Source organism: Novosphingobium sp., from assembly GCF_049240505.1.
Lineage (GTDB): Bacteria > Pseudomonadota > Alphaproteobacteria > Sphingomonadales > Sphingomonadaceae > Novosphingobium.
Genome location: NZ_JBMLSM010000199.1, coordinates 14027 through 37409, shown reverse-complemented (window position 1 = coordinate 37409; position 23383 = coordinate 14027). Strand labels below are relative to the sequence as shown.

General features: G+C 63.8%; 21 protein-coding genes. 11 read left to right on the top strand and 10 right to left on the bottom strand.

All coding sequences use genetic code 11. From position 1 onward, the window contains the following. Both ACOVQ0_RS16010 and ACOVQ0_RS16005 read left to right on the top strand, forming a co-directional pair. A partial coding sequence (locus tag ACOVQ0_RS16010) for an MFS transporter (protein WP_421886633.1) occupies positions 1 to 1366 on the top strand: 1366 nt, incomplete at its 5' end. A 12-nt stretch (positions 1367 to 1378) separates the two neighbouring features. After that, entirely contained in the window at positions 1379 to 2269 is an 891-nt protein-coding gene (locus tag ACOVQ0_RS16005; RefSeq protein ID WP_421886630.1) for an alpha/beta hydrolase family protein, read from the top strand. Positions 2270 to 2290: 21 nt separating this feature from the next. Here ACOVQ0_RS16005 and ACOVQ0_RS16000 read toward each other — a convergent pair whose 3' ends face one another. Together ACOVQ0_RS16000 and ACOVQ0_RS15995 are read right to left on the bottom strand one after the other, a co-directional pair. Continuing rightward, a complete protein-coding gene (locus ACOVQ0_RS16000) occupies positions 2291 to 2653 on the bottom strand; it encodes a hypothetical protein (RefSeq protein ID WP_421886626.1) in 363 nt (120 codons plus the stop codon). 28 nt (positions 2654 to 2681) lie between these two features. Further along, on the bottom strand, positions 2682 to 3911 hold the full coding sequence (locus ACOVQ0_RS15995) for a class I SAM-dependent methyltransferase (RefSeq protein ID WP_421886624.1): 1230 nt from the start codon (positions 3909 to 3911) through the stop codon (positions 2682 to 2684). A 250-nt stretch (positions 3912 to 4161) separates the two neighbouring features. Between ACOVQ0_RS15995 and ACOVQ0_RS15990 the strand changes: the two genes are divergently transcribed. Beyond that, entirely contained in the window at positions 4162 to 5205 is a 1044-nt protein-coding gene (locus ACOVQ0_RS15990; protein WP_421886621.1) for a DUF1838 family protein, read from the top strand. 321 nt (positions 5206 to 5526) lie between these two features. Further along, complete coding sequence (locus tag ACOVQ0_RS15985) at positions 5527 to 6597, top strand: LLM class flavin-dependent oxidoreductase (RefSeq protein WP_421886619.1); 1071 nt, start codon at positions 5527 to 5529, stop codon at positions 6595 to 6597. A gap of 129 nt (positions 6598 to 6726) precedes the next feature. Here ACOVQ0_RS15985 and ACOVQ0_RS15980 read toward each other — a convergent pair whose 3' ends face one another. From ACOVQ0_RS15980 to ACOVQ0_RS15945, 8 genes are all read right to left on the bottom strand, one after another. Further along, entirely contained in the window at positions 6727 to 7689 is a 963-nt protein-coding gene (locus tag ACOVQ0_RS15980) for an alpha/beta fold hydrolase (RefSeq protein ID WP_421886617.1), read from the bottom strand. Then, positions 7686 to 8072: a hypothetical protein gene (locus tag ACOVQ0_RS15975; RefSeq protein ID WP_421886614.1), complete on the bottom strand. Its 387-nt coding sequence runs from the start codon at positions 8070 to 8072 to the stop codon at positions 7686 to 7688. The genes ACOVQ0_RS15980 and ACOVQ0_RS15975 overlap by 4 nt, the downstream gene beginning before the upstream one ends. After that, positions 8069 to 9061: an alpha/beta fold hydrolase gene (locus ACOVQ0_RS15970; protein ID WP_421886611.1), complete on the bottom strand. Its 993-nt coding sequence runs from the start codon at positions 9059 to 9061 to the stop codon at positions 8069 to 8071. Before ACOVQ0_RS15970 ends, ACOVQ0_RS15975 begins: the two co-directional genes overlap by 4 nt. A gap of 24 nt (positions 9062 to 9085) precedes the next feature. Continuing rightward, positions 9086 to 10465: an MFS transporter gene (locus ACOVQ0_RS15965; protein ID WP_421886609.1), complete on the bottom strand. Its 1380-nt coding sequence runs from the start codon at positions 10463 to 10465 to the stop codon at positions 9086 to 9088. A gap of 2 nt (positions 10466 to 10467) precedes the next feature. Next, a complete protein-coding gene (locus ACOVQ0_RS15960) occupies positions 10468 to 11496 on the bottom strand; it encodes a phosphotransferase enzyme family protein (RefSeq protein WP_421886606.1) in 1029 nt (342 codons plus the stop codon). Next, positions 11465 to 12319: an alpha/beta fold hydrolase gene (locus ACOVQ0_RS15955; protein ID WP_421886603.1), complete on the bottom strand. Its 855-nt coding sequence runs from the start codon at positions 12317 to 12319 to the stop codon at positions 11465 to 11467. Before ACOVQ0_RS15955 ends, ACOVQ0_RS15960 begins: the two co-directional genes overlap by 32 nt. 206 nt (positions 12320 to 12525) lie before the next feature. Beyond that, positions 12526 to 13908, bottom strand: a complete 1383-nt coding sequence (locus ACOVQ0_RS15950) for an MFS transporter (protein ID WP_421886601.1) — start codon at positions 13906 to 13908, stop codon at positions 12526 to 12528. Then, a complete protein-coding gene (locus tag ACOVQ0_RS15945) occupies positions 13905 to 14768 on the bottom strand; it encodes an alpha/beta fold hydrolase (RefSeq protein WP_421886598.1) in 864 nt (287 codons plus the stop codon). Before ACOVQ0_RS15945 ends, ACOVQ0_RS15950 begins: the two co-directional genes overlap by 4 nt. 118 nt (positions 14769 to 14886) lie before the next feature. Here ACOVQ0_RS15945 and ACOVQ0_RS15940 point away from each other — a divergent pair, with 118 nt between their 5' ends. The 7 genes from ACOVQ0_RS15940 (at position 14887) to ACOVQ0_RS15910 (ending at position 23373) form a co-directional block, all read left to right on the top strand. After that, positions 14887 to 16188: a M24 family metallopeptidase gene (locus ACOVQ0_RS15940; RefSeq protein ID WP_421886595.1), complete on the top strand. Its 1302-nt coding sequence runs from the start codon at positions 14887 to 14889 to the stop codon at positions 16186 to 16188. Further along, entirely contained in the window at positions 16185 to 17054 is an 870-nt protein-coding gene (locus ACOVQ0_RS15935) for an LLM class flavin-dependent oxidoreductase (protein ID WP_421886593.1), read from the top strand. Before ACOVQ0_RS15940 ends, ACOVQ0_RS15935 begins: the two co-directional genes overlap by 4 nt. Then, positions 17051 to 18277: an LLM class flavin-dependent oxidoreductase gene (locus tag ACOVQ0_RS15930; protein WP_421886590.1), complete on the top strand. Its 1227-nt coding sequence runs from the start codon at positions 17051 to 17053 to the stop codon at positions 18275 to 18277. The genes ACOVQ0_RS15935 and ACOVQ0_RS15930 overlap by 4 nt, the downstream gene beginning before the upstream one ends. Then, complete coding sequence (locus ACOVQ0_RS15925; RefSeq protein ID WP_421886587.1) at positions 18274 to 19281, top strand: alpha/beta fold hydrolase; 1008 nt, start codon at positions 18274 to 18276, stop codon at positions 19279 to 19281. Before ACOVQ0_RS15930 ends, ACOVQ0_RS15925 begins: the two co-directional genes overlap by 4 nt. An 85-nt stretch (positions 19282 to 19366) precedes the next feature. Next, complete coding sequence (locus ACOVQ0_RS15920; RefSeq protein WP_421886584.1) at positions 19367 to 20581, top strand: FAD-dependent oxidoreductase; 1215 nt, start codon at positions 19367 to 19369, stop codon at positions 20579 to 20581. Between the two features lie 299 nt (positions 20582 to 20880). Continuing rightward, the gene (locus ACOVQ0_RS15915; RefSeq protein ID WP_421886580.1) at positions 20881 to 22299 is read left to right on the top strand and encodes an MFS transporter; all 1419 of its coding nucleotides are present in this window, start codon (positions 20881 to 20883) and stop codon (positions 22297 to 22299) included. Between the two features lie 3 nt (positions 22300 to 22302). After that, on the top strand, positions 22303 to 23373 hold the full coding sequence (locus tag ACOVQ0_RS15910; RefSeq protein WP_421886578.1) for an LLM class flavin-dependent oxidoreductase: 1071 nt from the start codon (positions 22303 to 22305) through the stop codon (positions 23371 to 23373). Positions 23374 to 23383 lie beyond the last annotated feature (10 nt).

The following is a 23383-nucleotide window of genomic DNA, read 5'->3' as shown; positions in this document are numbered from 1 at the left end:
GCAGGCTGATCTGTCACCGCACGAAGACCGGATCGCCACCTCGGGACTGGCCCGCTATGGCATCGGGCAACTGGGCGCGCAGGTTTTCCGCGATACGCCTGCGGTTCTGCTGCCACTGTTCATGACGACGATGCTGGGCGTTGAGGCATGGCTGGCCGGGCTGGTCGTGCTGGTCCCCAAGCTGTGGCTGATCGTGTGCGATCCGCTGGTGGGCGCGTGGTCTGATCGTGCACGGGGCCGGTTCGGCCGCACGCCGTTTCTGGTGGCAGGCGCGGTGTTGACCGGGCTGGGCTTCGTGGCGCTGTTCACCTTGACCAAAAGCGGCAGTCCGTTGCTGTCGGCAGCGATCACGTGCGGTCTGTTCTTCCTTGCGTCCACTGCATTCTCGATGTTCTCGGTGCCTTATCTGGCCATTGCGGCGGCGCTTTCGCACGACGCGCACGAACGCACGCGGATCATGGTGTTCCGCATGGTGTTCTCTACGCTGGGCGTGCTGGTCGGCGTCGGCGTGGCGCAACCGCTGGTCTATGGGCTGGGTGGCGGCGATTTCGGCTGGACGGTGATGGCGGTGGTGCTGGGGCTTGCCTCGATGGCCACGATGCTGGTGACGGCGCTGGGCCTGATGCGCGTGCCGATGATCGTTGACCAGACCGCGCCCGGCACCCTTCGCAGCCAGTTGGGCGCTATTGCGGGCAACCGGCCCTATCTGGTGCTGCTCACCACCTGCCTCGTGCAGAACGTGGGACAGGCGGCGGGCTATACCGTGATCGGCTTCATCTACCTTTACGCGCTGCAGGCGGTGTGGATCGTGCCCGCGTTCATCCTGATCATGTCGATCTGCGGGATCGCCGCCCAACCGATGTGGCTGCGCCTTTCGCGCACCTGGGGCAAGGAGCGCGCTTATGTCGTCGCCTCGCTCGGTTGGGCAGCAGTCACGGCAACGTGGTATTTCATCCACCCGGCTGACGATGTGCTGGTCACGCTCCCCGGCCTTGGCGCGCTGGGCACGCAGCATGTGCTGGTGCTGGTGCGCGGCGGGATCATCGGCGTGGTCAACTCCGCCTTCGTCATGCTTTCGCTGTCGATGCTGACCGATACGATCGACTATCAGCGCCGCCACAAGGGCGTGGCCAACGAAGGCGTCTTTGCGGGGCTTTTCTCCGCAATAGAAAAGCTGTCGTTCGCGCTTGGCCCCGTGCTGGCCGGGCTGGTGATGAGCGCGTTCGGCTTCGTATCGTCCACCGGCGGCGCGGTGGCGCAGACGCCGCAGGCGATCCACGGCATCGTCCTGCTCTACAGCCTGATCCCGGTGGGCACGCAACTGATTAGCCTGCTGATCTTCTCGCGCTATCGGCTGGACAAGTAAGGGACCGCAAACATGGCGATTTCACGACGCGGACTGGTTTCCGGCCTGGGTGTGGGCATGGCGGCACTGGCTCTGCCGGACGTCGCTGCAGCGCGCACGCCGCCACACCGCCAGCACACCATGCGCACGCCTGCTCGCCGTGCCGTGGCGATCACCGAATGGAAGCCGCAAGGCCGCGCGCGCGGCACGATCCTGTTTTCGCACGGCGCAGGCTCGGCCCCGTGGCACTATGATCTGATCGTGCTGCCCTGGGTAGAGGCGGGCTGGCGGGTGCTGGCCCCCCTCCATGTGGATTCGCGCGAACACCCGCAAACCGCGCAGTTCCCCGGCCTTGCCAGCTGGAAAGCCCGGATAGAGGACGTGCGGCTGCTGGTGGCCGGGATGAAGGGCAAGCCTTTTGTCGCGGCGGGTCATTCCTATGGCGGGCTGGTCGCGCTGACGCTGGGTGGTTCGCAGCCGGTCCCACCCGAAGGGCTGGCCCTGCCACTGGTGCCTGCGCTGGCCCAGGCGGTTATCGCCTTTTCCCCGCCCGCGCCAGTCCCGGTGCTGGTCACTGCCGAAGGATATGGCGCGCTCAAAGTGCCCGCCCTGATCCAGACCGGCACGCGCGATCTGATCCCCGGCGGCCCCGAAGATGGCTGGAAAGGCCACCTTGCCCCGTTCGAAGCCGCGCCTGCCGGTGGGCAGCGCTATGGCCTCGTGCTTGAAGGCGCGGACCATTACTTTGGCGGCACCATCTGCGATATGTCGCGCCCCGGCCCGGCGCAACTGGCGCAGATCGATCTGGCCAACCGCTATGCCGGGCTGTTTCTGGCAGCGTTCGGAAGTGGCGACAGCGCGGCCTTAAATGCACTGAACCAGCGCGTGACCGACCGCTACCCCGCCGCGCTGCGCCACAAATAGCGCAGCAGCGGCGCAGGCGTCTTACTGCTGCGCGATCTCGTGGATCGTCGCCTTGAAAGCGTCATCCGTTTGGGCTTGCCCGGCTTCGTCGGCGTCTTTCAACTGGACATGAAACAGGCGGGTCATGAAGTCCTGCCGCGCCGCTTCGCGCTGCTCCAGTGCGGCTTGATCCAGTTCCAGCGTCTCGATCCCGGCGGCCAGATCAAGGCCGCTGGCCTTGGCCACGCGCTCTGCTGAATCGAGCCGGTCGCGCAGAACCGACAGTTCGCTGGCCAGCACCATGATCATCGACATGGCCGCGTCCATGCCCGGCGCTTCATAGAACTGCGGGCGCTTGCCCTTGGCATAACGGATAACGTGCGGGCGGTTTTCAGCTTCGGTCATGCTGGGATTTTCTTTTCGTATCAGAGGGTCAGGCAGCGAGCGCGGAAGCATCTGCCTTACGGGCGATCAGCACTTCCCAGCCGCCGCCGGGCGCAAATTCGCCTGCGGTGAATTCACGCTCGGCCACATGTTCGCTGGCTTCCTGGCTGTAACCTTCGGCAGCGGCGGCGAATTCCATGACCGCCATCGGCGCGGTATCGAAGCGCACTTGCGAACGGTCGAACCCGGCCTTTTCGGCAAGGGCGATCTGGTCCATGTCGCGCATCGCGCCCCAGAACGGCTCGTTATTGTACCATGTCTCGTTATCGAGAATGAACTGGGTGAACGGGTCCATCAGATCAAACGGCGGAAGATCGGCGTGGATCATCAGCCCGCCCGGTGCCAGCACGCGATGCGCTTCGGCAAAGACGCGCGGCATGGCCTTGCCGCTGGTTTCGTGCAGCAGGATATGGCTGACGACCAGATCGAAGTGGCCATCGGGGAATGACGTTTCCTCGGCATTCATCTGCGCGAAGTTCACGTCCAGCCCCATCCCGGCAGCGCGGGCATGGGCATAGCGCACGCACGGGCCACCCACGTCGATGCCCCACACTTCTGCTTCGGGGAACAGTTCCTTGTAGGGCAGGGTGGAATGGCCCACGGTGCAACCCATGTCGAGGATGCGGCGCGGCTGGAAATCGGGCATGTGGCGCTTCAGGTAATTCACCACCGAACGGCCCATGTCATCGTTGTTCGGGCCGGTATAGCCCATCGAATAGAGATAGACCCCGCGATCATAGAGCGCGCCGACCGAAATGTCGGCTTCGCACACTTCGCTGCAATAGCCGCCTGGCATACAGTGAATGTCCAGCGCGGTGACGTAGCGTGGCGGGGCAAAACCTTCGGGAATGTCGAGCACAGCCTTGGCCGCGCCGGAAAGCTGCGCCGCCTTCGCGTTCATTTCCGGCAGCTGGCGGTCGACCGATGAGGCGACCGATTCCCACAGCAGTTCCTGCGCCACGCGATTGGCCGAGGCATAGTGCTGAAAATAGATGTCATCGACCATGCCTGCCCGAATGTCGCGGCGATCGGCAGGGGCGCGGCCATTGGCCTTCTCAAAACTGCGGGCAACGCGGCCCTGATAGATGGGGGTGAGGCCCGGCAGCAGGGTGGACTGAATGAAGCCCTTGAAGCTTTTTGCAAATTCCTGCCGCGATGCTTCATCAGCGCTCGCTTTCGGAAGGATCGGATGATCGGCCTGCTGGAAAGTGTTGAGCATCGTGCGACTCCGATAGATGGGCATCAGTCATGCTGACCGCGCCCGTTTCTTGCTTTTCCTCCCCCTTGCGTCAAACCGTGCCGGACCTTGCTATCCGCACAGCGAACACCCTTGTGTAGCGCACTGCGGTCTGATCGAGGAAGACGGAAACATGCGCATCGACAGGCTGGCTCCGATTCAATCAAGCGGAGAGGGTAAGCGGGCCTGACCGAGATATGACCGTCAACCACCAGCGATGGATGCAGACAAGATGGATGACTTGAAGATGACTCGCCGTGGCAGCCTTGGGCTGGCAGGTCTTGCCGCCGGGCTGGCAATCGCGCCCGGCGTGGCGAATGCCGCCAAAGCTGCGAAGGGGCCAAGCAAGCTGACCCCGGCATTCAAGACGAAGATCGACTTCAAGGATCCCGAATGGACGCGCGATACCTATGTCCGCATCGATGGTGATATCGATCCGACCAAGGAAAAGTGCGGCTGGCTGAAGGGCAAGGCCTATGGCGTGCGCCCGAACGAGCCGGTGCGCCAGTTGTTCGGTGTCGAAGGCTTCAGCTTCACCCGTACCAAGCGGCTTGAGGATGGCTCCTATCGCCGGATGCTGCGCGAAATCGTGTTCTACCGCGATCTTGAAACGGGCGAACTGCTGAAGACGTGGCACAACCCCTATACCAATGAAACGGTGAAGGTGGTCCCGATTGCCAACGATCCGTTCAACTTCACGATTGGCGCATTCGCCCCCGAACCGCCGTCATACGGCGGGATGAACAAGGACAAGCCGCCGCGCAAGCCGTTCCTGCAGGACTGGGAATTCGGCCCCGAAGGCACGATGATCCTGCGCAGCGACATCGACATGCAATATCCCAATGCGCTCAATCCCGAAAAGTGGGTGCGGGAATCGTCTGGTCCGATGAATCGCGTTTCGGAACACTTTATCTACACCGTGAAGCGCGCCGATGTTGAAAACCCGAAGGTCACGCACATCCCGCACATCGGTGCGTGGAGCCGTATCACGCCGTGGCTGCCGTGGATGCTGATGGGGCAGGCCGAAGGCCACGTGAACTACTTCACCCACTTCCAGACCATCCCCGAAGGTGAAAAGGGCCTGCCCGCCGATCTGGTGGCTGCGGCCCGCGCGATGGACGAAAAGTGGATGCACGCGCCGACCGAAGATTATGGCCCGTCGCTGTCGAGCCTTGAAAACTATGCCCGCGAACAGACCCCGGCCCCGGTTCCCGCAGGCTGGACCCCGCCCAAGCCGCCGCCGGTGGCCAAGGCCCTGCAGCGCGGCGGCGAATAAGGCGCTTTGCCCAAGATGCGAAACGGCCCGTCGGAGCAATTCCGGCGGGCCTTTTTCTTTGGCGATTGTATCTTTTGTAAGCGCAAGCGAGGGCAAGCCCACCCCCAACCCCTCCCGCTTGCGGGAGGGGAGCGAGACTTGCTGAGCGGCACGCGAAGTTAGTCGCAGCGGGGTGGGCTTCGGAACCTATCGAAAAGTCTCCATCCCCGGTATCAGCCCCCGATTCCGACAGGCGGAGAGCAGCGCGGCGCAGCTACGCTGATCGGCCAGCAGGCATAGTCTTGGCCCATAGAGACTGAACCGCGTTTGAGGGAAAGCACGATGCCTGTCGAAATCAACGGACTGATAAACCACAACATATCGAGCGAGACAGCACCGCTGCCGTTCGAGACGTTCGACCCCGAAGGCATCGCCCGCATGGCGCGGCTGCACGATGCCTGGGGCTATGACAAGGTGCTGGTCGCCAATGCGGCTGTCATGCCGGATAACTTCACGATTGCTGCCACGATCGCGGCCCACACCACGCGCCTTGGCGTGATGCTGGCCCATCGCCCCGGCTTCATCCCGCCGACGATGGCCGCGCGCATGTTGGCCACGCTGGACCGGCTGATGCCGGGCAGGCTGGGCGTCCACATCATCACCGCCGCCAGCGACGAGGAAACGCAGGCTGATGGCGATTACCTGACCAAGGTCGAACGCTATGACCGGGCGAAGGAATATATCGAGATCCTGCGCGCGATGTGGACCAGCGAAGCGCCGATCACGCACGACGGAAAATGGTTCCGCTTCACCGGCGGCTTTGCCGCGATCAAGCCCGCCAACCGCGATGTGCCGGTCTATTTCGGCGGCATGAGTCCCGCCGCGCTCGAAGTGGCGGGGCAATACTGCGATACCTTCGCCACCTTGTCAGATACGGTTGCGGGCATGACCGAGGTGGTGGCCAAAGTGCGCGAAGCGGCGGCGCCCTTCGATCGCAGCCCGGCCTTCCTGTGTTCGATGCGCGTGATCCTTGGTGAAACCGAAGAAGCCGCATGGGCACGCGCCGATGCCATCCGCGAAACGGTGGCCGCCAACATGGGCAAGCTCGATAAGAACACGGCAGCGGTAAAGGCCGATGGCTTCAAGCGCACGGCGGAACTGGCCGCGCGCGGCGATCGGCTGGAAAAGTGCTTCTGGAACGGCATCAACCAGTTGCGCGGCGGGCAGAGCAATTCGGGCGCGCTGGTCGGCACGCCTGCTCAGGTCGCAGATGCGCTGATGGACTATTACGACGCTGGCGTGAACAAGTTCATCTTGCGCGGCTTCGATCCGGTGGAAGACGTGATCGGCATCGGCCGCGACCTGATCCCGCTGGTGCGCGCTGCCGTGGCGGTGCGGGACGCCGCGGGGTAAGGCTGGCCCAAACCGTCGTCATTCCCGCGCAGGCGGGAATCCAGCGACAAGGCAGAATCGTCGCCATGCGACGGCATTCTTGTTTGACTGGATTCCCGCCTGCGCGGGAATGACGAAGAGGGGTTGGGTTTACTTCCCCGTCACCCGCTTCAAAAACGGCAGCGTGCGCTCCAGCAGACGCACCGGGCAATCCTGTGGGGCCATGTGGCCGCAGTTGGGCACCAGTTCCAGCGTCTTGTCGATGGCCCCCGATGCGGCAAAGGCAGGTACGCCGTGCGCATCCACCGGCGTTTCGTGATCGTCGCGGCCCCACAGGATCAGTGTGGGCGCGGTGATCTTCGGCAGGTCTTCGGCAGAGCGTGAGAACGGCGTGAACTGCGCATAGGCGGCCTTGCCCACTTGCGGATCACGCATCGCGCGATGGTTCAGATCGGTCCACTGCCGCACCAGTTCGGGCGTCACGCGCGCCTTGTCTTCCATGTTGGCCAGCAGGATCTGTCGCCAGTATTCGGGGCGGTGGAACGTGGGGTGCGTGCGGTCCTCTGCAGCGGCCTCCTGCAATGCCTTGGGCATCGTCGAAATGTCGAACGGGAAGCGCGCGATGGCGATGTTGATGGCCACCATGCCGATGATCCGGTCGGGCCGGGTCGCGGCATAGGCCGTGGTCGGCACGCCCGCGCTCGATGTCCCGACGATCACGAAGCGGTCGATCTTCAGCTTGTCCATCAGCCCGTCGATCACCGCCATGCGCTGATCCAGCGAATAGACACCTGCCGGGTTGGGGCCGGAAAGTCCCGATGGCGACTGGTCATAGCGCACCACGCGATAATGCTTTGCAAGCACCCGCGCCATGTCGTCCCACTGGCGCAGGCTGGCGAAGGAGCCGTGCAGCAGAAGGATCGCCGCGCCTTTGCCTTCGTCCACGTAATGCACCGTCTCGCCCGCGATGGTGGCTAATTGTGACTTGGGCAGCGCATGGCGCTGGCGCATCACGGCATCGGTCGGGATCACGGCATCGGGATCGGGGGTCTGTGCCGCTCCGGCTGTCGCCATGCAGAAGGCCAGCGCCGCGATAAGGTGCCGAACCTTCATGCCGCAGCCTTTCGTGTGGCGGCCAGGCGGATCACCACATAGCGGCCATTGTAATTGCACGATGATCCTTCCGCGCTTTGCAGATCGGGCGCGAAGGTCAGTTGGGAAAGCCCGAAGAACTGCCCCGGCTTCGTGTCCGCATGATCGCCATCGGCCTCATAGCCATAACGCAGGTGCCATTCGCCCGAGGGCAGCGCGGTGAGTTTTTCCGCAAAACTCACCGCGCGCGATGACTTGAAGCCGCTGGTTTCGATGGCCACGGCAATGCTTTCGCCCGACTGGCTGATCGCAAGGTCAGCGTCCCATTCATACAGAACTTCGCCATCGCCACCCAACGTCGCGCCATGAAGCGCCCATGCGCCTGCCAGATCGGGCGCGCTCATTGTGCTGCTACCGCAGGTGCCGGAACCAGCGTGCGGTCAAACCACGCGCGCAGATCCTTAGCCGTTTCCTTCGGCAGTTCCAGCATGGGGTAGTGGCCCAGATCGGGGTAGCGGATCAGATCGACCTTGGTGCCCGAAAACTGCTTAACCGCATCGTCGGCCAGATAGGCAGGCAGCACCGGATCGGCGTCACCCCATTGCAGCAGGATCGGCGCTTTCACCTTTGCCGCATCATCGCCCGCACCTTTTGACCATACGGCCTTGAGATTGGCCTGATAATACTGGCGCACCCGTTCGAAACCGCCGGGGATGTTGTTGGTCTGGTAAGACCATTCCACGGTTTCATCGGTCAGCCGTTCGGGCTTGCCATAAAGTTCGCCCAGCGAGCGCCGGTAATAGAAGCGCGGGTAGTAGTTGGGCACGACGTTTTCGTGCGTCCACACCATCGCCATCATAAGGCGGCTGAATTCGCTTGGCGGCGGTGCCTTCAGCGGCAGGGTGGACAGCGCCAGCGCGGTTACCTTTTCAGGATGGGCCGAGGCATAGAGCGTGGCGATCGTCGCCCCGCTCGATGTGCCGACGATGGCGAACTTGTCTACTTTCTTCGCTTCGACGATCTGTTCCAGCAGCTTCACCACGCCGGGCATCCCGGTGGACGGCGCGCTGTCGGTCGACAGACCATAGGGCGGCCAGTCAAACCGGATCACGCGGTAGCGGTCGGTCAGCGCATCGGCCCAGACGTCCCATTCGCGCAGGTTCGTCATCGAAGAGTGCAGCATGACCACAACCGGCCCATCGCGCGGGCCTTCGTCGCGCATGTGAATGCGCGCGGTGCCATATGTCTCGAAGGTGGAAGGCGCGGTGGCCTGCGCCTCTACCACCGATTCATAGGACGGGTTCCACCAGCCCAGCCGCATCGTCAGCAGGATCAACGCGACCAGCCCGATGGCGACAGCCGCCATGAAGCCGAACATCCGCACAAACTTCATGTCCAAAACTCCCCTGTGATTGGTTCAGCCGCGTTCGCGTGCTTCAGCGGCCAGCAATCGGGCGCATTCGCCCTGTTCGATATCAAGCGCACTGCGCATCCGCCGCCGGGCGAGGGCGTAAAGCCCGCTCGCTGCCAACAGGCAGGGCAGGCACACTGCGGCGATGGCCCAGCCCACCAGCGCATCGTCGCCCAGCACGCGCTGCGTCAGGCTGGCGACGAGCAATGGCCCCAGCGCCGCACCCAGCAGCGTGTTCAGCACCAGCGTGAGCGAAACCGCGCTGCCGCGCATCTGCGGCGGCACCACCGATTGCAGCGTGGCCAGCATCACTGTGCCGACGACCGAGAAGACCGCCGCGGATGATGCTACCAGCAGCGCCGCAAGATGCTTTTCGCCCGCCAGCACGGCCAGCACCGATGGAATGGCAAACAGCGGGCCGAAAGTCAGGATCGCAAACCGCGCCATCGGCTTTCCGGCACGCATCGACCGGTCGAGCAAGGTGCCGCCGATCAACGGGCCAATGGCCGAAAACGCCATCGCCATCGGCCCAAGCCACGCGGCAAGGAAGGCGGGATTTACACCATAGCCGCGCATCAGCATGGTCGGCGCCCAGGCCGATGCGCCATAGGCCACGGTAAAACACACGGCGAAGCCGAAATAGAGCGGCAGCAACACCGCCCGGTTGCGCCAGAAATAGCGCGCCTCATCCGCCCCCGGCGCACGACGCGGACCGGTTGTCGCCAGCGTTTGCCGCGCAGGTTCGCGCGCCAGAACCAGCAGCATTGCCGCCACGATCAGCCCGGCAGAGCCGAACAACAGGAACGCCAGCCGCCATGCAGCAAGGCCGCCGATCAGCGGCAGGCCGACAAAAGCACCGGCGGCGGCCGCCGTCAGGATAACGCCGGTAACGGAAATGGCGATGCCATTGGCCAGCCCTTGCCCGGTCATGAACACCGCAATAGGCCGCCCGCGTCGTTCGGGCACGAAGAGGTCCGCGATGAGCGAGATCGCGGCAGGGCTTAATGCCGCTTCGCCAAATCCCACCAGCAGGCGCGCGGTGAACAGTTCGCCAAACGAGTGGGCAAACCCGCTCCAGATCGTGGCAAGGCTCCACACCGTAATGCCGAAGGCGATCAGTTTGCGCCGCGAAAAGCGGTCTGCCGCCATGCCCATCGGCACGCCCATGCAGGCATAGAACAGCCCGAAAGCCAGCCCCTGCAACAGGCCGATCTGTTCGTCGGTAACGCCCAGATCGGCTTTCAGCGGATCGACCAGCAGATTGATGGCAGACCGGTCTATCACCGATAGAATGCCGGCAAGGAACAGGATGCCCACCGTCATCCACGCCCGCCTTGCGAAGGGCTGGCGGGTGGGCGGCATCATGCCCTCGGCGGCACTCGCCATCGTTACAGCAACCCGCAGGCGCGGGCGCGCGTCTTGATATAGTCGCCCAGCCAGTCAAGGTTGCGGAACCGCAGCGTGCCCCGGCCAACGGCGGTGGAGCTTTCCGCCATGCCCGCGACAAGGCGGAAAGCCTTGGCCATCAGGAACAGTTCGCGGTTGTCCTTTTCGGCCTGCGTGAACGGGCGAACAGATTCGTAACCCGCTTCGAATGCTTCGCCGATGGCGGGATCGAAGCCGTAGAACAGGTTGCCCCAGACGAAGTTCTGCACGTCCTGCATCAGGAAGTCTTCGCCCGCCGCATCGAAATCGAGGAAGGTGATCGCGCCATCCTCGTCCACATGCACGTTGCTGGGATGGAAATCGCGGTGGCACACACCCAGCGGCACTTCGCCGCTGGCGGCCAGTTCATCGAGGCGTGCATCAAGCGCCGCAGCGATCAGCGGATAGTCGCGCAGATCATCAGGCCGGTCGTTCACGAACGCGACCAGCGCAGGCATACAGATGTTGTAGTCCTTGGCCGTCTTTGTGGAAAAGGCGTGGTCCTTCCCCGCCCAGGCAAAGCCGTGCAGGTGCATCTGCGCCATCGCGGCGCCAATGCGGAACGCGGTTTCGTTCGAAAGCCGTTCGCCAAACTTCACGCCCGGCGCCCAGTCATACATGGCCAGCGCGCGCGGCCCTTCGGGCGAGGCAACCTTGAAATAGAGACGGCCATCGTGCTGCGGTACGGCTACCGAAGCCGGATAACCCTGCGCCTGAAGATAGGCGAGGAAGTCCAGTTCATAGGCCACGTCATCAACGTCGCGGTACGTCTTGCGCCACACGCGCAGGGCGTACTTGGTGGTTTCGTCTTCTACCAGATAAACGTCGTTCATCCCGCGATAGAGCAGGAAACAGGTAATCTCGCCCTTGGTCGGATAACGGCGTGCAACCTCGCGCGCGATGAATGCGGGGTGCAGGACGGAGTGCGAAACCTGCGCAACAGGCAGGTCATCCGCCATATCAGGCGTGATCGAAGAAACTGCGGAGTTCATTGGCAATCCGTTCAGGGGCTACGTCAAAGATGTCGCGATCAAGATCGAGCATTTCGACAATGGAGCAGGAGGGCATAAGTGCCGCAGCGGCCTTCGACACATCAAGCAGGTCTTCGGCGGATTGCAGCAGCAATGCAGGTTGGCTAACAAGGCGCAGGCGCGCAAAATCCCATGACCACACGCCTTGGTATGCCCATGTGAAGCGGTCCAGCACGCGCGCCTTGTCGGCAAAGTTGAACACCGCCTTTTGCAGCGGCACCGCCGGATCGCGGCTGGTGACGACATAGTTCCACAAGTTGCGCAGCAGCGTCAGCGTGGAATCGCCGCTCTCTTCCGGCGCAGGATAGGTCAGCGCCTCATCCAGCTTTTTGGCGGCAACATCGGCGGGGAACATCGGAATGCCGGTCAGCGCAAGGCGGCGCACCCGGTCGGGCTGGGCAATCGCCAGTTCGCTGCACAACAGCGTGCCGGTGTGAAAGCCATAGATGTCAATCGGGCCAGCCAGCAGCTCGTCCGCTTCAAGCGCGTCCAGCGCATCGGAAAACGCGGCGGCATAGCCCGCCATGCCCGGCGGCGATGGTGGCGCATCCGACATGCCATAGCCCGGCGTGTCGAACGCGAACACGCGGCGGTCTGCCGCCAGCGCATCGATCAGCGCTTCGTATTCATAACCCGACGAAGGGTTCTGGTGCAGCAGAACCACCGGCACTTTTGCGGAATCGGCAGGACCAGCCACGCGGTAGTGCATCTGTCCGTGACGGCAGCGGGTATAGGCGCGGGTGATCGAAGGATATCTGGGCATGGCGGCAGTATGATCCGGCATCTGATGGTTGTGATTGAATTGGTTCGATTGTCCGCCAAGCGGTGATGGGTGGGCTATTCCTAAAGGCTGCGCAACCTCCGACAACCGTCACCCTGAACTTGTTTCAGGGTCCATTTTGCGGTCGAGAGCGGTGGGCGGATTGGCGAAATGGATCCTGAAACAAGTTCAGGATGACGAGCAACGAATATCGCCGCTTTATGCCCGCCTCACGCCCCCAGTGCCCTAACCCGCGCCGCTTCCATCTTGTCCTCGTCCAGATCATAGCACCACAGGAACAACCCGTTGATCGCGAACATCACCGCCGGGATCACCGCAAAACCCAGCTTCAGCGCAAGGATCGCGCTGGCCGGCTGTTCGATGATCTGGCCGCCGGTGGTGGGCACATAGTTCAGCCAGCGAAGGAACACGCCCAGCACGGCCACGCCCAGCGCGAAGCTGACCTTTTCGACCACGGCGATGGCGCTGGAAAGCAGGCCTTCGCGTGCTTCTCCGGTCAGGAAGCGGTCATAGGCCTGCGTATCGCCCAGCATCGAGATCGACATCAGGATCAGCGCCCCTGACCCAAGGCCGCTGACGATGCCGCGCGCCACGATTCCCACCGTGCTGATCGATTGATCCGCCACCAGCCAGCTTAGCGCCGCCGCGCAGAACAGCACCACGCCGATCAGGTAGGTCCGGCGCTTGCCGATGCGCTTTCCGGTCCACACCCACAGCGGCATGGCCAGCGCGGTGACAAGGTTCTGCGTCATCGCCAGCACGATCTGCCCGTCATATCCGATGCCCACCACGTTCAGCATGAACAGCAGCATCGTCGATGCCACGGATGCGAACGAGAGGAACTGGAAGACCTTGGCCCCCAGCAGCATCATGAATGGACGGTTGCGCACGATGGCGCGCAATTGCGCCATGTTGGGCATGTGTGAAGTGGCGCGCCGCATCCCTTCGGGCGCGTGGCGCACCGGGATGGACAGCGCCGTGGCCGTCATCGCGCCGCCGATGATCAGCGCCATGACCAGACCCATCGTGGCATAGCCGCCGCGCCCCGCGCCGCCGCTCTGCACGAGTGCCGCCGTGCCCGCCAGCGCCAGCACCTGCCCGATGGAAACGAACACGGTGCGGAAGGATATCAGTCGGGTGCGTTCGTGGAAGCCATCGGTCAGTTCCGAAGGCAGCGCCATATAGGGCACGTTGAACAGCGAATAGGCGGTCGAATAGATCAGCAACGCCGCGATCATCCACGCCATCAGCGCGCCTTGTCCCAGCACCGGCGGCGCAAAAAGCATCAGGAACGAAACGGCAGACAGCAGCGCGCCCGCCATCAGGAACGGCTTGCGCCGCCCCCAGCGGGTGCGCGCATTATCGGACATGGAACCCACGGCCACGTCGATCACCGCATCGGCCAGCTTGGAAATCATCAGCAGATAACCGGCGATTTCAGGCGATTGGCCCAGCACCGTCGACATGAACGCCGGATAGAAGCTGGTCACGGTGTTGAGCATGATCGAAACGCCCACCGTGCCCACGCTGAAGCCCAGACAGACGCCGATGGAAAGGCGGGTATCCTTGGTTGAAGCTGTGGCGGCGGTCATGCTGCGTGCTCCTTCAGGAAGCCCATGATCGCGGCAGCTTTCGTTACGGGATCGCCGGGGGTGGCCAGCGCGTGTCCGTTGTCCAGCCGTTCCAGCGCGGTCGCCACCGATGCGTTCAGCAGCGCCAGTTCGGTTTCGGGCTTCAGCAGCAGGGTGGGGGCCTTCACCCGCTCCATCCGTTTAAAGCTACGATAGCGGAACGCCGCGACATAGGGCTTGTGATAGGTGTCCAGCGCTTTCAGCACGTCCAGCGTGATGCGGTGCAGGATCTGCGGCGGCGGCATGGGCACGGCAAGGCGGCGGTCGGGCACTTTCATGAAGTGCGGGAAGAACAGCGCTTGATCACGGCAGAAATTGAACGCCCAGACCAGGTGGCGGCCATATTCGTCTGGCTCCACCGATGGCGCATAGTTGGCGATCACCGCATCGCGCAGCTCGTCGTCATATTCGGTGATGCCATCAAGGATCACCGCGCGCACCCGGTCAGGATATGCGGCGGCCAGTTCGCAGGCGATGCGCGCGCCGGTGTGCGTGCCATAAACGTCCACCTGTTCCAGCCCCAGCTCGGCGCACAGGCGGTCCATTGATCCTGCGAAGTATCCGATTTCGGGGTCCGCCTCTGCCGGGGCCACCGAATCGCCATTGCCCAGCGTATCGGGCGCAATGATCTCGCCCATGCAGCCCGCCGTGCGCAGGGCCAGCATGAAGTCCTGCATGAACCACGAAGATGCGGGCGATGCGTGGAGCAGCAGCAACGGCGTTGCATCGGCATCAGCTGCGGGCAGGCGGCGCAGATGGACCTGGCCTTCGTCCAGTTTGACGAAAGCGCGCTCAATGGAAGGAGTGGGGATCTGGGTCATGGGACGGCAGCGTATGCTCACTGCCCGCATGTCTTGCGCCCGCTTGTGCATTAACCGTCTGGCGGAGAGGTCTGGCAGCGATGTTCGGGAACCGCGCCACAGGATCATGCTGTTGGGCATGGACTGGCGTTTGAATCCCTCTGACGATGATCTGCTGGCTGCGCTGGAGCGCGGCGGGCCGATGAACATGGCGCGCGCCATCGAAGTGATGGAGCGGCACGGGCTGGACGGGCTGGTGCTGGGCGATCCGATCAACGTCTATCACGCGCTGGGCCACTGGCCGCAGATCGGGCGGACGCGGCCCGGACAGCCGCCGGGCACTTTTGCGCTGATCGCGCGGGTGCGGCCCGAAATGCCGGGTCTGGTGACCAGCCGTTTCCTGCATCACTATAGCTGGGCCGATGGGCGTGACCGGGCCGATGTGGCGGTCTGGCTCTATAACGACCTTGGCGATTGTGGTTACGAAACGCTCGGAATCGTGCCCGATGGGCCTGTGCTTCCGAAGTGCACCAAGATGCACCTAACCGACACAGAAGCGCACCGGGAGCATGTTTCTGCCACCTTGGCAGGCACCGAACGCATGGCTGCGGACGCAGGCGGCGCGATCGTGGCGGCGATGCGCGGGATGGGGTTGTGGCAAGGCCGGATCGGCTTCGATCACGCGGTTATCGGGCAGGTTGCCACCCATCACGATCACCCCGGCAGCATGGTGCAGGCCGAAAACATCCTGCGCGAAATCCGCCTGATCAAATCGCCGCTCGAACAGGCTTTGATGGCCCGCGCGGCCCGCGCCAATGTGGATGCGCTGAACGCGGTGGGCCACGCGATCCGGGCGGGCGCGACGCATCACGAATTGCAGGTGCTTTACCGGCAGGAATGCGCAGCGCGCGGAAACACTTCGGTTTTTCTGAACGTTGATCGCGTCTCGTCCGACCTTTCACGCATCAAGGTGGCCGATGGGCAGACGCTGATGCTTGATGGGGTGAGCAGCTTTCTGGGCTATCACGGCGATTTTGCGCGCACCGTCTTTGTTGGCGAGCCGACGCGGCCCGCGCGCCTTGCGGCTGAGGCGAGCGCTTTTGCCTGGAGTGCCGTGCGCGAAAAGCTGCGGCCCGGCCTGCGCTTTTCCGAAATCGTGGCGCTGGGCAGCGCAGCCGTGCGCGCCGCCGGATATCAGGCGGTTATCGGCTTCGGCCCGCACAGCGTGGGTCTGGCGCATACCGACGAGCCGGGCGAGGTCCACGGCGGGTTCTGGCGCAAGCCCGATTTCGTGTTGGAGCCGGGCATGATCCTGTCGGTCGATTGCCCGACGCTGGACACCGGCATCGGCGGTTCGGCGCACTGCGAAGACCTTGTTCTCATTACACAATCCGGCGCTGAGCCGATCCATCCCCTACATGAACCGGTGATAATCGTATGACCCGATCCTTTATCGTCTCGGCCTGTGTCACAGACGCCGATCTTGCCGTGCCCGCATTGGCGCGCCCCGTAATTGCTGCGGCGGAAGCGGCGGGCCTTGATCTGCTGATGCTGGGCCGTGCGGGCGAGCGTCCGTTCGATGCGCAAGTGCTGGCCGCATGGGCCGCGCCGCTGACATCGCGCACCGCCATCGTCGCGACGGTTCCCGCATCGAATGCGCATCCGTTCCATGTGGCGCGCGCGCTTTCGGCTGTGGACTTTCTGGCCGATGGCCGCACCGGCTGGTCGGTCGTTGCGGAAGACGCCGAACCTGCTGTCGCAGCCGACATGGTGCGCGCCGCCCGCGCGCTGTGGGATGGCTGGGGCGCCGATACGCTGGTGATCGACAAGGACAGCGGCGTCTATCTTGACCCCGATCAGGTCGTGCGTCCGAACTATCGCGGACCGTTTTTCGATACGGCTGGCCCGGTCAACGCGATGCGCCCGTTGCAGGGCCAGCCGGTGCTGGTGCTGGATGAAACGGCACCTATCGGGATCGACGATGCCGACGTGGTGCTGGTCGATGCGCCGGATACCGCAACGCGATCAGCGCGCCGTCTGCTGAAGATCGCGCCGGGTGCAACCGTGGACGCATCGGCGCTGGCGGCATCGTTTAAAGCCGGGGAAATCGACGGCGTGCATTTCGTTCTGTCCGAACAGGCCGCCGCCCTGCCTGCCGCCATCGCGGCGATAGGTGCCTTGCTGGCCGACCGGCCCGGCACGCCGCCGCCCACCACCGGAACCCTGCGCGAACGGCTTTGCCTCGCGCTTCCCGAAACAGCATCGACGCAGGCCAAGGGCGCGCGCGTGCCGGAGTATGTCGCATGAGCAAGCAGATCCATCTCTGGGCCTTCCTTCAGGGCATCGGCTTTTTCCCCACCGGCTGGCGCCATCCGCGCGCGCGGCCAGAGGGCGTCTTTTCGATGGAATACTATGCCCGCGTGGCAAAGATGGCCGAGGACGCCTGCTTTGACGCCATCGTGTTTGGCGATCAGTTGCAATCGCGCGGGGCGGGCGGACGCACACCGGGACGGCTGGCGATGCCGACGCTCGATCCGGTCAGCCTGCTGATGGCAATGGCGGCGGTGACGGAACGGGTCGGTCTGGTCGCCACGGTTTCCACCACCTACAACACGCCTGAAATGCTGGCCGAACGCTTTGCCGCGATGGACCGGATCAGCGGCGGGCGCGCCGGGTGGAACATCGTGACCACCGCGCACCCCGATACCGCGCCCAACTTTGGCGAAGCGGAACTGCCGCCCAAGGATCAGCGCTATCGCAACGCGGTGGATGTGGTGGCCAAGGCGTGTGAACTGTGGGCCGCGATGGACCGCGCCGGGCCGGAACTGCCGCAGGGGCGGCCCGTGCTGGTGCAGGCAGGCCAATCGCCCGAAGGCCGCGATTTTGCTGCGCGCACGGCTGAAGCGATCTTCTGCCCCGCCGCCAATATCGAAGCGGGCATCGATTTCCGCAATGACATGCGCCACCGCATTGCGGGCGTGGGCGGCAATCCCGATGGCGTGCGGGTGATGCCGGGGCTTTCGTGCGTGCTGGGCGGCACCGAAGAGGAAGCGCGGGCCAATCATGCCGCCATCCTCGACATGGGCGATGTGCCGCTGGCGATCGAATACCTTTCGGAATCGCTGTGCTGCGATCTGACGGCGTATGATCCCGACGCTGCGATCCCGGTGGACGATATCCTTGCCAAGACGCTGTTGCCACCTGCCGACGTTGCCAAATCGGTAAAGCCCGCTGCCGAAAAAGGCACGCCGCTGGGCGATTTTGCGGCCAATTTCATGCGCCATCCGCGCGGACACAACGTATTCATCGGCACCGGCGAGCAGATGGCCGAGATGATGATCGAATGGCGCGACAGCGGCGCGTGCGATGGCTTCACGCTCCAGCCAAGCTATATGCCCGGTGGGCTTGAGGACTTTGCCGAGCAGGTGGTGCCGGTGCTGCAGAAGCGCGGGCGGTTGCGCACCGAATATCCCGGCACCACCTTGCGTGAAACGCTGGGCCTGCCTGCGCGCCTGAAAGTGGCGGCGTGAAGGCCGGGCGCATCGCGCTGGGCCTGGTCGGCGCGCTGGCGCTGGGGCTGGGCGGCACGGTTCTGGCCTTGCGCGCAGGTGCGGGGGAAACCGACCGGGCGGAGCTGGAAAAGCGCTGGGCCGATGCGCCCTCGCGGTTCGTGACCGTGGATGGCGTGCGGATGCACGTTCGCGAAGAAGGTCGGCAGGATGGGCCGGTGGTGGTCCTGCTGCACGGTTCCATCGTGAACCTGCACGAATGGGATGGCGTGGCGCCGCTGCTGGCCGACAAGTATCGCGTGGTGCGGTTCGATTGGTCCCCTTATGGCCTTACCGGACCCGATCCCAGTGGCGTCTATTCGACCCCGCGTTCGGCGCAGTTGATGGACGGGCTGATGAAGGCGCTGGGGCACGACAAGTTCGCGCTTGTCGCCACGTCGAACGGATCGAACGTGGGGCTGGAATACAACCGCGCCTATCCGGGGCACGTTACGGCGATGGCGTTTTCGATGCTGCCGCTGGAACGCCCCAGCCAGACGCGGGAGGTGGACTGGCGGCTGCGCTGGATGCTGGCCACGCACAAGGCGATCCTGCCCGATTGGCGACACCGCGAATTCTGGCGGATCATGCTGGAAGACACCACGCCGCCTGAATTCGTGCCGACAGATCGCATGGTCGACCAGATCACCGAGATGAACAATCTGCCCGGCGCGCTGCAACGGCAGGCGCAATATATTCAGGCCAACGTCAAGGCGTTCCAGTCCAGCGATGTGGGCGCAGTGGCGCAAAGCGTGCGCGTGCCGGTGCTGTTGCAGTGGTGTTCCTATGACGATGTGATTTCGCAAAGCGCGGCTGCATCGGTCAAGCGGTTCACCAACACCAAGGTCGATCTGATCGAATACCCGGATCTTGGGCATTTCCCGATGTGGGAGAAGCCGGAGAAGTTCACCCGCGATCTGCGTGTCTGGCTGGACCGGACGGCAGCCGCGCAGGCCGATGCCGTTCCGACTGGCGAGAAAGACTGACCGGTTGGCGGATAATGTGCGCTCCGCCGCAGCCGTGAGCGCGCGCCATCCATAGGCACACTGGCAATATGATTGGAGTTTCGTCTTGACCAAGACAGGAGTAGACCGCTGCCAGGTGGTGGTGGCAGGTGCAGGGCCGGTTGGCACCACCATTGCCACCTTGCTGGCAAAAGCGGGTGTTTCGGTAATCCTGCTGGAAGCCGGGGCCGATTGCGCACAGGATTTGCGCGCATCCACGTTCCACCCGCCCACGCTGGAAATGCTGGATGAAATCGGCATCACGAAGATGCTGCTGGAAAAGGGTTTGAAAGCGCCCGTCTATCACTGGCGCGACCGGCAATCGGGCGAAGCGATCGCATTCGACATGGCCGAACTTGCGGACGTGACGCGGTATCCGTTCCGCATCCAGTGCGAACAATACCACCTTTCGCGCGCGCTGGCCGAAGGGCTTGAGGCCTATCCCAACGCCGATCTGCGATTCAACAGCCGGTTGCTGACGTTCGAGCAGGACGATGCGGGCGTGAACCTTTCGGTAGAGACGATGACCGGGATCGAGCGCATCCGCGCCGATTTCCTGATCGGGGCCGATGGCGCCAATTCCATCGTGCGCAAATGGCTGGGCACGGAATTTGACGGGTTCACCTATCCCGAGCGGTTCCTGACGCTTTCCACCGATGTGGAACTGGCGGATTACCTGCCCAATTTGGCGCTGGTGAACTATGTTTCCGACCCCGAAGAATGGCTGGTGCTGCTGCGCGTGCCATCGGTGTGGCGCGTGCTGGTGCCGGTGAACGGTTCGGTGGACGAAGCTGATCTGCTGTCCGAAGCCAACAAGAACGGCATTTTTGCACGCCTGCTGGGCGAAGGCGTGGATGTGAAGACGCACCACCGCACGCTCTATCGCGTGCATCAGCGCGTGGCCAAATCGTTCCGTCAGGGGCGCGTTGCGCTGGTGGGCGATGCGTCGCACCTCAACAACCCGCTGGGCGGCTTCGGCATGAATTCGGGCATTCACGATGCCTTCAACCTGTTTGAAAAGTTGCTGCCGGTAATCCACGGCAAGGCTGATCTGGATACCAACCTTTCGCTCTATGATCGCCAGCGCCGCGAAGTGACGCACAGCTTCACCCAGACGCAGACCAAGGCGAACATGGCGCTGATCGGCGGCAAGCGAGACGATGCCCATTCGGCCCGCCGCAAGGAGCTGACCGAAATTCGCGACAACGACGAAAAGCGCCGGGCCTATCTGATGCGGCAGGCGATGTTCCAGAGCCTCAAGGAAGCGGCGCTCATTCGGTAAGGGGTGCTTTATCCCATACGCTTGGACGCCCCGGACTTCGTTGGCTACGCAGCCGTTGTAAACCCACCCCCAACCCCTCCCTTAAGGGAGGGGAGCGAGACTTATTGAGCGTCAGCGAAATTAGTCGCAGCGGGGTGGGTTTCCAAATCCGTCGTTTTTGCAATGCGTTGCATGCGCTGAACGCCCGCCGTCTCCGCCAAGCGGAGACTGATGACAATGACTGGGCGTTGCCCCCAAGCTAGGGCACCTTCCGCAACTCGGTGCATCGGCGTGGGGCCTTGCACCGCCGGGAGAACGCCGTGTCGGGATCAGCCGTCGGTATAGATACTATTGCGCCAGCAGGGCGGCAGGCCAGCGTGTGGGCCATCCGTTTGGGATCGCTGCTCATCCCGCTGGCCCATGCGGCGGGGCAGAACCTTGTCACCGTGCTGGGCCTGCGGTTCATGACCGATAGCCTTGCGATTTCGGCAGGCGCGGCGGGCGCGATATTCGCGTTCGTGAAGATCTATGACGGGTTTGCCGATCCTGCCGTTGGCGCATGGAGCGACCGGGCAAAAACGCGCTGGGGGCGGCGGTTGCCGTTCCTGTTCGCGGGCGGGATCGCCATGCCGCTGGGACTGGCGCTGCTGTTCGGCGCGCCGTCGTTCGGATCGATCCTTCTGGCGCAACTGTTCGTCACCATCGCGCTGATGATCCATGCCACTGGGTATACGCTGCTGACGATTCCGGGCTTTGCCATGCTGGTGGAAAGCTCTGCCGATCCGCGCGAACGCACGCGGCTGATGGGGTGGCGGTCCTATGGCAATGCCATTGGCACGATGCTGGGGTCCACGCTGCCGACATGGGTGCTGAGCCAGACCGGGCCGACGCGCGAAGGGCATCTGCTGATTGCGCTGATCGTTAGCGCGGTGGTGTTTGTGGCGACAGTGATGGCGGTGCGTCTGCTGACCAATGCTCCGCGAACCGCGCCGCCGGAACGCGCGGCGGCTGCGCGGGTCAATCCGCTGGTGGCGCTTTGGCGGCAGATCCTGCTGGCATGGAAGAACGTTCCGTTCCGCATTCTTGCCATTGCGCATGTGTTCCTGCTGTTCGGCACGGCCATCGGATCGGCGGCGCTGGCGTTCTTCACGCGCATCGGGCTGGGGCAGAAGGACAACGTGCTGGGCACCTACTTCATGCTCGCCACGGTGGCCATGCTGGTGAGCATGACCGGGTGGGTGTGGCTTTCCAACCGGCTGGGCAAGAAGACCTGCTATATCGGCGCGCTGGCGCTTTATGCGCTGGTGCAGGCAAGCTGGCTGCTGGCCGTGCCGGGCGAATCCATGCTGCTGATTTCGGTGCGTGGCGCGTTGAGCGGCCTTGCGGGCGCGGGGATGATCCTGTGCGCCTATTCGCTGCTGTCCGATGCGGTGCGCTATGACTATGTGACCAGTGGCGAGAGGCGCGAGGGCGCGTTTGCCGGGTTCACCACGCTGTTTGACAAGCTTTCGTCCGCCGCCGCGCTTGCCGCGATGGGCGTGTTCCTTTCGGCGATGGGCTATGTCCCTTCGGCCAGCGGCATGGCGGCAGAGCAGGGGCCGAATGCACGGCTGGCGGTGCTGCTGTGCGTATCGGTCATCCCGGCGGTGTCGATGCTGGCGGCGATGGCAGCGATGGCGTTCTACCGGCTTGATGCCGCCACCGTGGAAGCGGCGGAACAGATGGCCAATCAGGAATAAACGATGAAACGGCATGATATCGAAATCGTGGGCCTCATCTCGCCCTATCGCACCAGCGAGGCGAGCGAGACGCCGGGGCCGTATGACCCGACCTTTGTGGCCGAGATCGCGCGCGCCTATGAAGCGGCGGGGTATGACCGGGTGCTGGTGGGGCAGAATGCCAAGTCGGCTGACAGTCTGGTCACGGCAACATGGGTGGCGGCGGCAACCACGCGGCTGAAGCTGATGGTGGCGCACCGCCCCGGCTTCATCGCACCGACGATGGCCGCACGCGCCTTTGCCACGCTTGATCAGTTCTCTGGCGGGCGGGCCGGGGTTCACGTTATCACGGCGTTTTCGGATATCGAGACGCGGTGCGATGGCGATTATCTGACCAAGGACGAACGCTATCGCCGCAGCAACGAATATGTGCGGATCATGCGCCGCGTCTGGGCGGGCGAGGCGCCGTGCGATCATGAGGGCGATTGGTATCGCTTTGAAAACGCAGGTTCCGAAGTGCATCCGGTGGCAGGCGGCGTGCCGGTGTTCTGGGCGGGCACATCGTCGCTGGCTCTGCAATTCGGTGCGGAACTGGCCGATGTCTATGCCTTTGGCCCCGGCAGTGTCGATCAGATCGCGCAGCAGGTGAACATGGTGCGGGCCGAGGCGGCAAAGCATGGCCGGAACCCGCGCTTTTCCATGTCGATGCGGCTGGTCGTGGCCGATACCGATGAAGCGGCGTGGGCGCGGGCGGACGATCTGCTGCGCGGCATCGTGGCGCGGCAGGCGGCGCATGGCGCGCTGGGCCGCGATCTGGGCAAGGCTGCAGAAGCGGTAACCGACAGCGCCGCGCAGGCCGATGATGCCGCTGCCGATCCGTGCCTGTGGACGGGACTGATCAAGGCGACCGGGGGCCGCTTGCAGGTGATGTGTCTGGTGGGATCGCCCGCCACGCTGGTGCAGGCGCTGCTGCGCTATCGCGCGGTAGGGATCGACAACTTCCTGATCACCGGGTTCGACTGGCTGGCCGATACGCATCGCATCGGCACGCAGATCGGGCCGGAACTGCGGAGGCTGGGCAATGATGCCATCTGAAGGTTGCAGG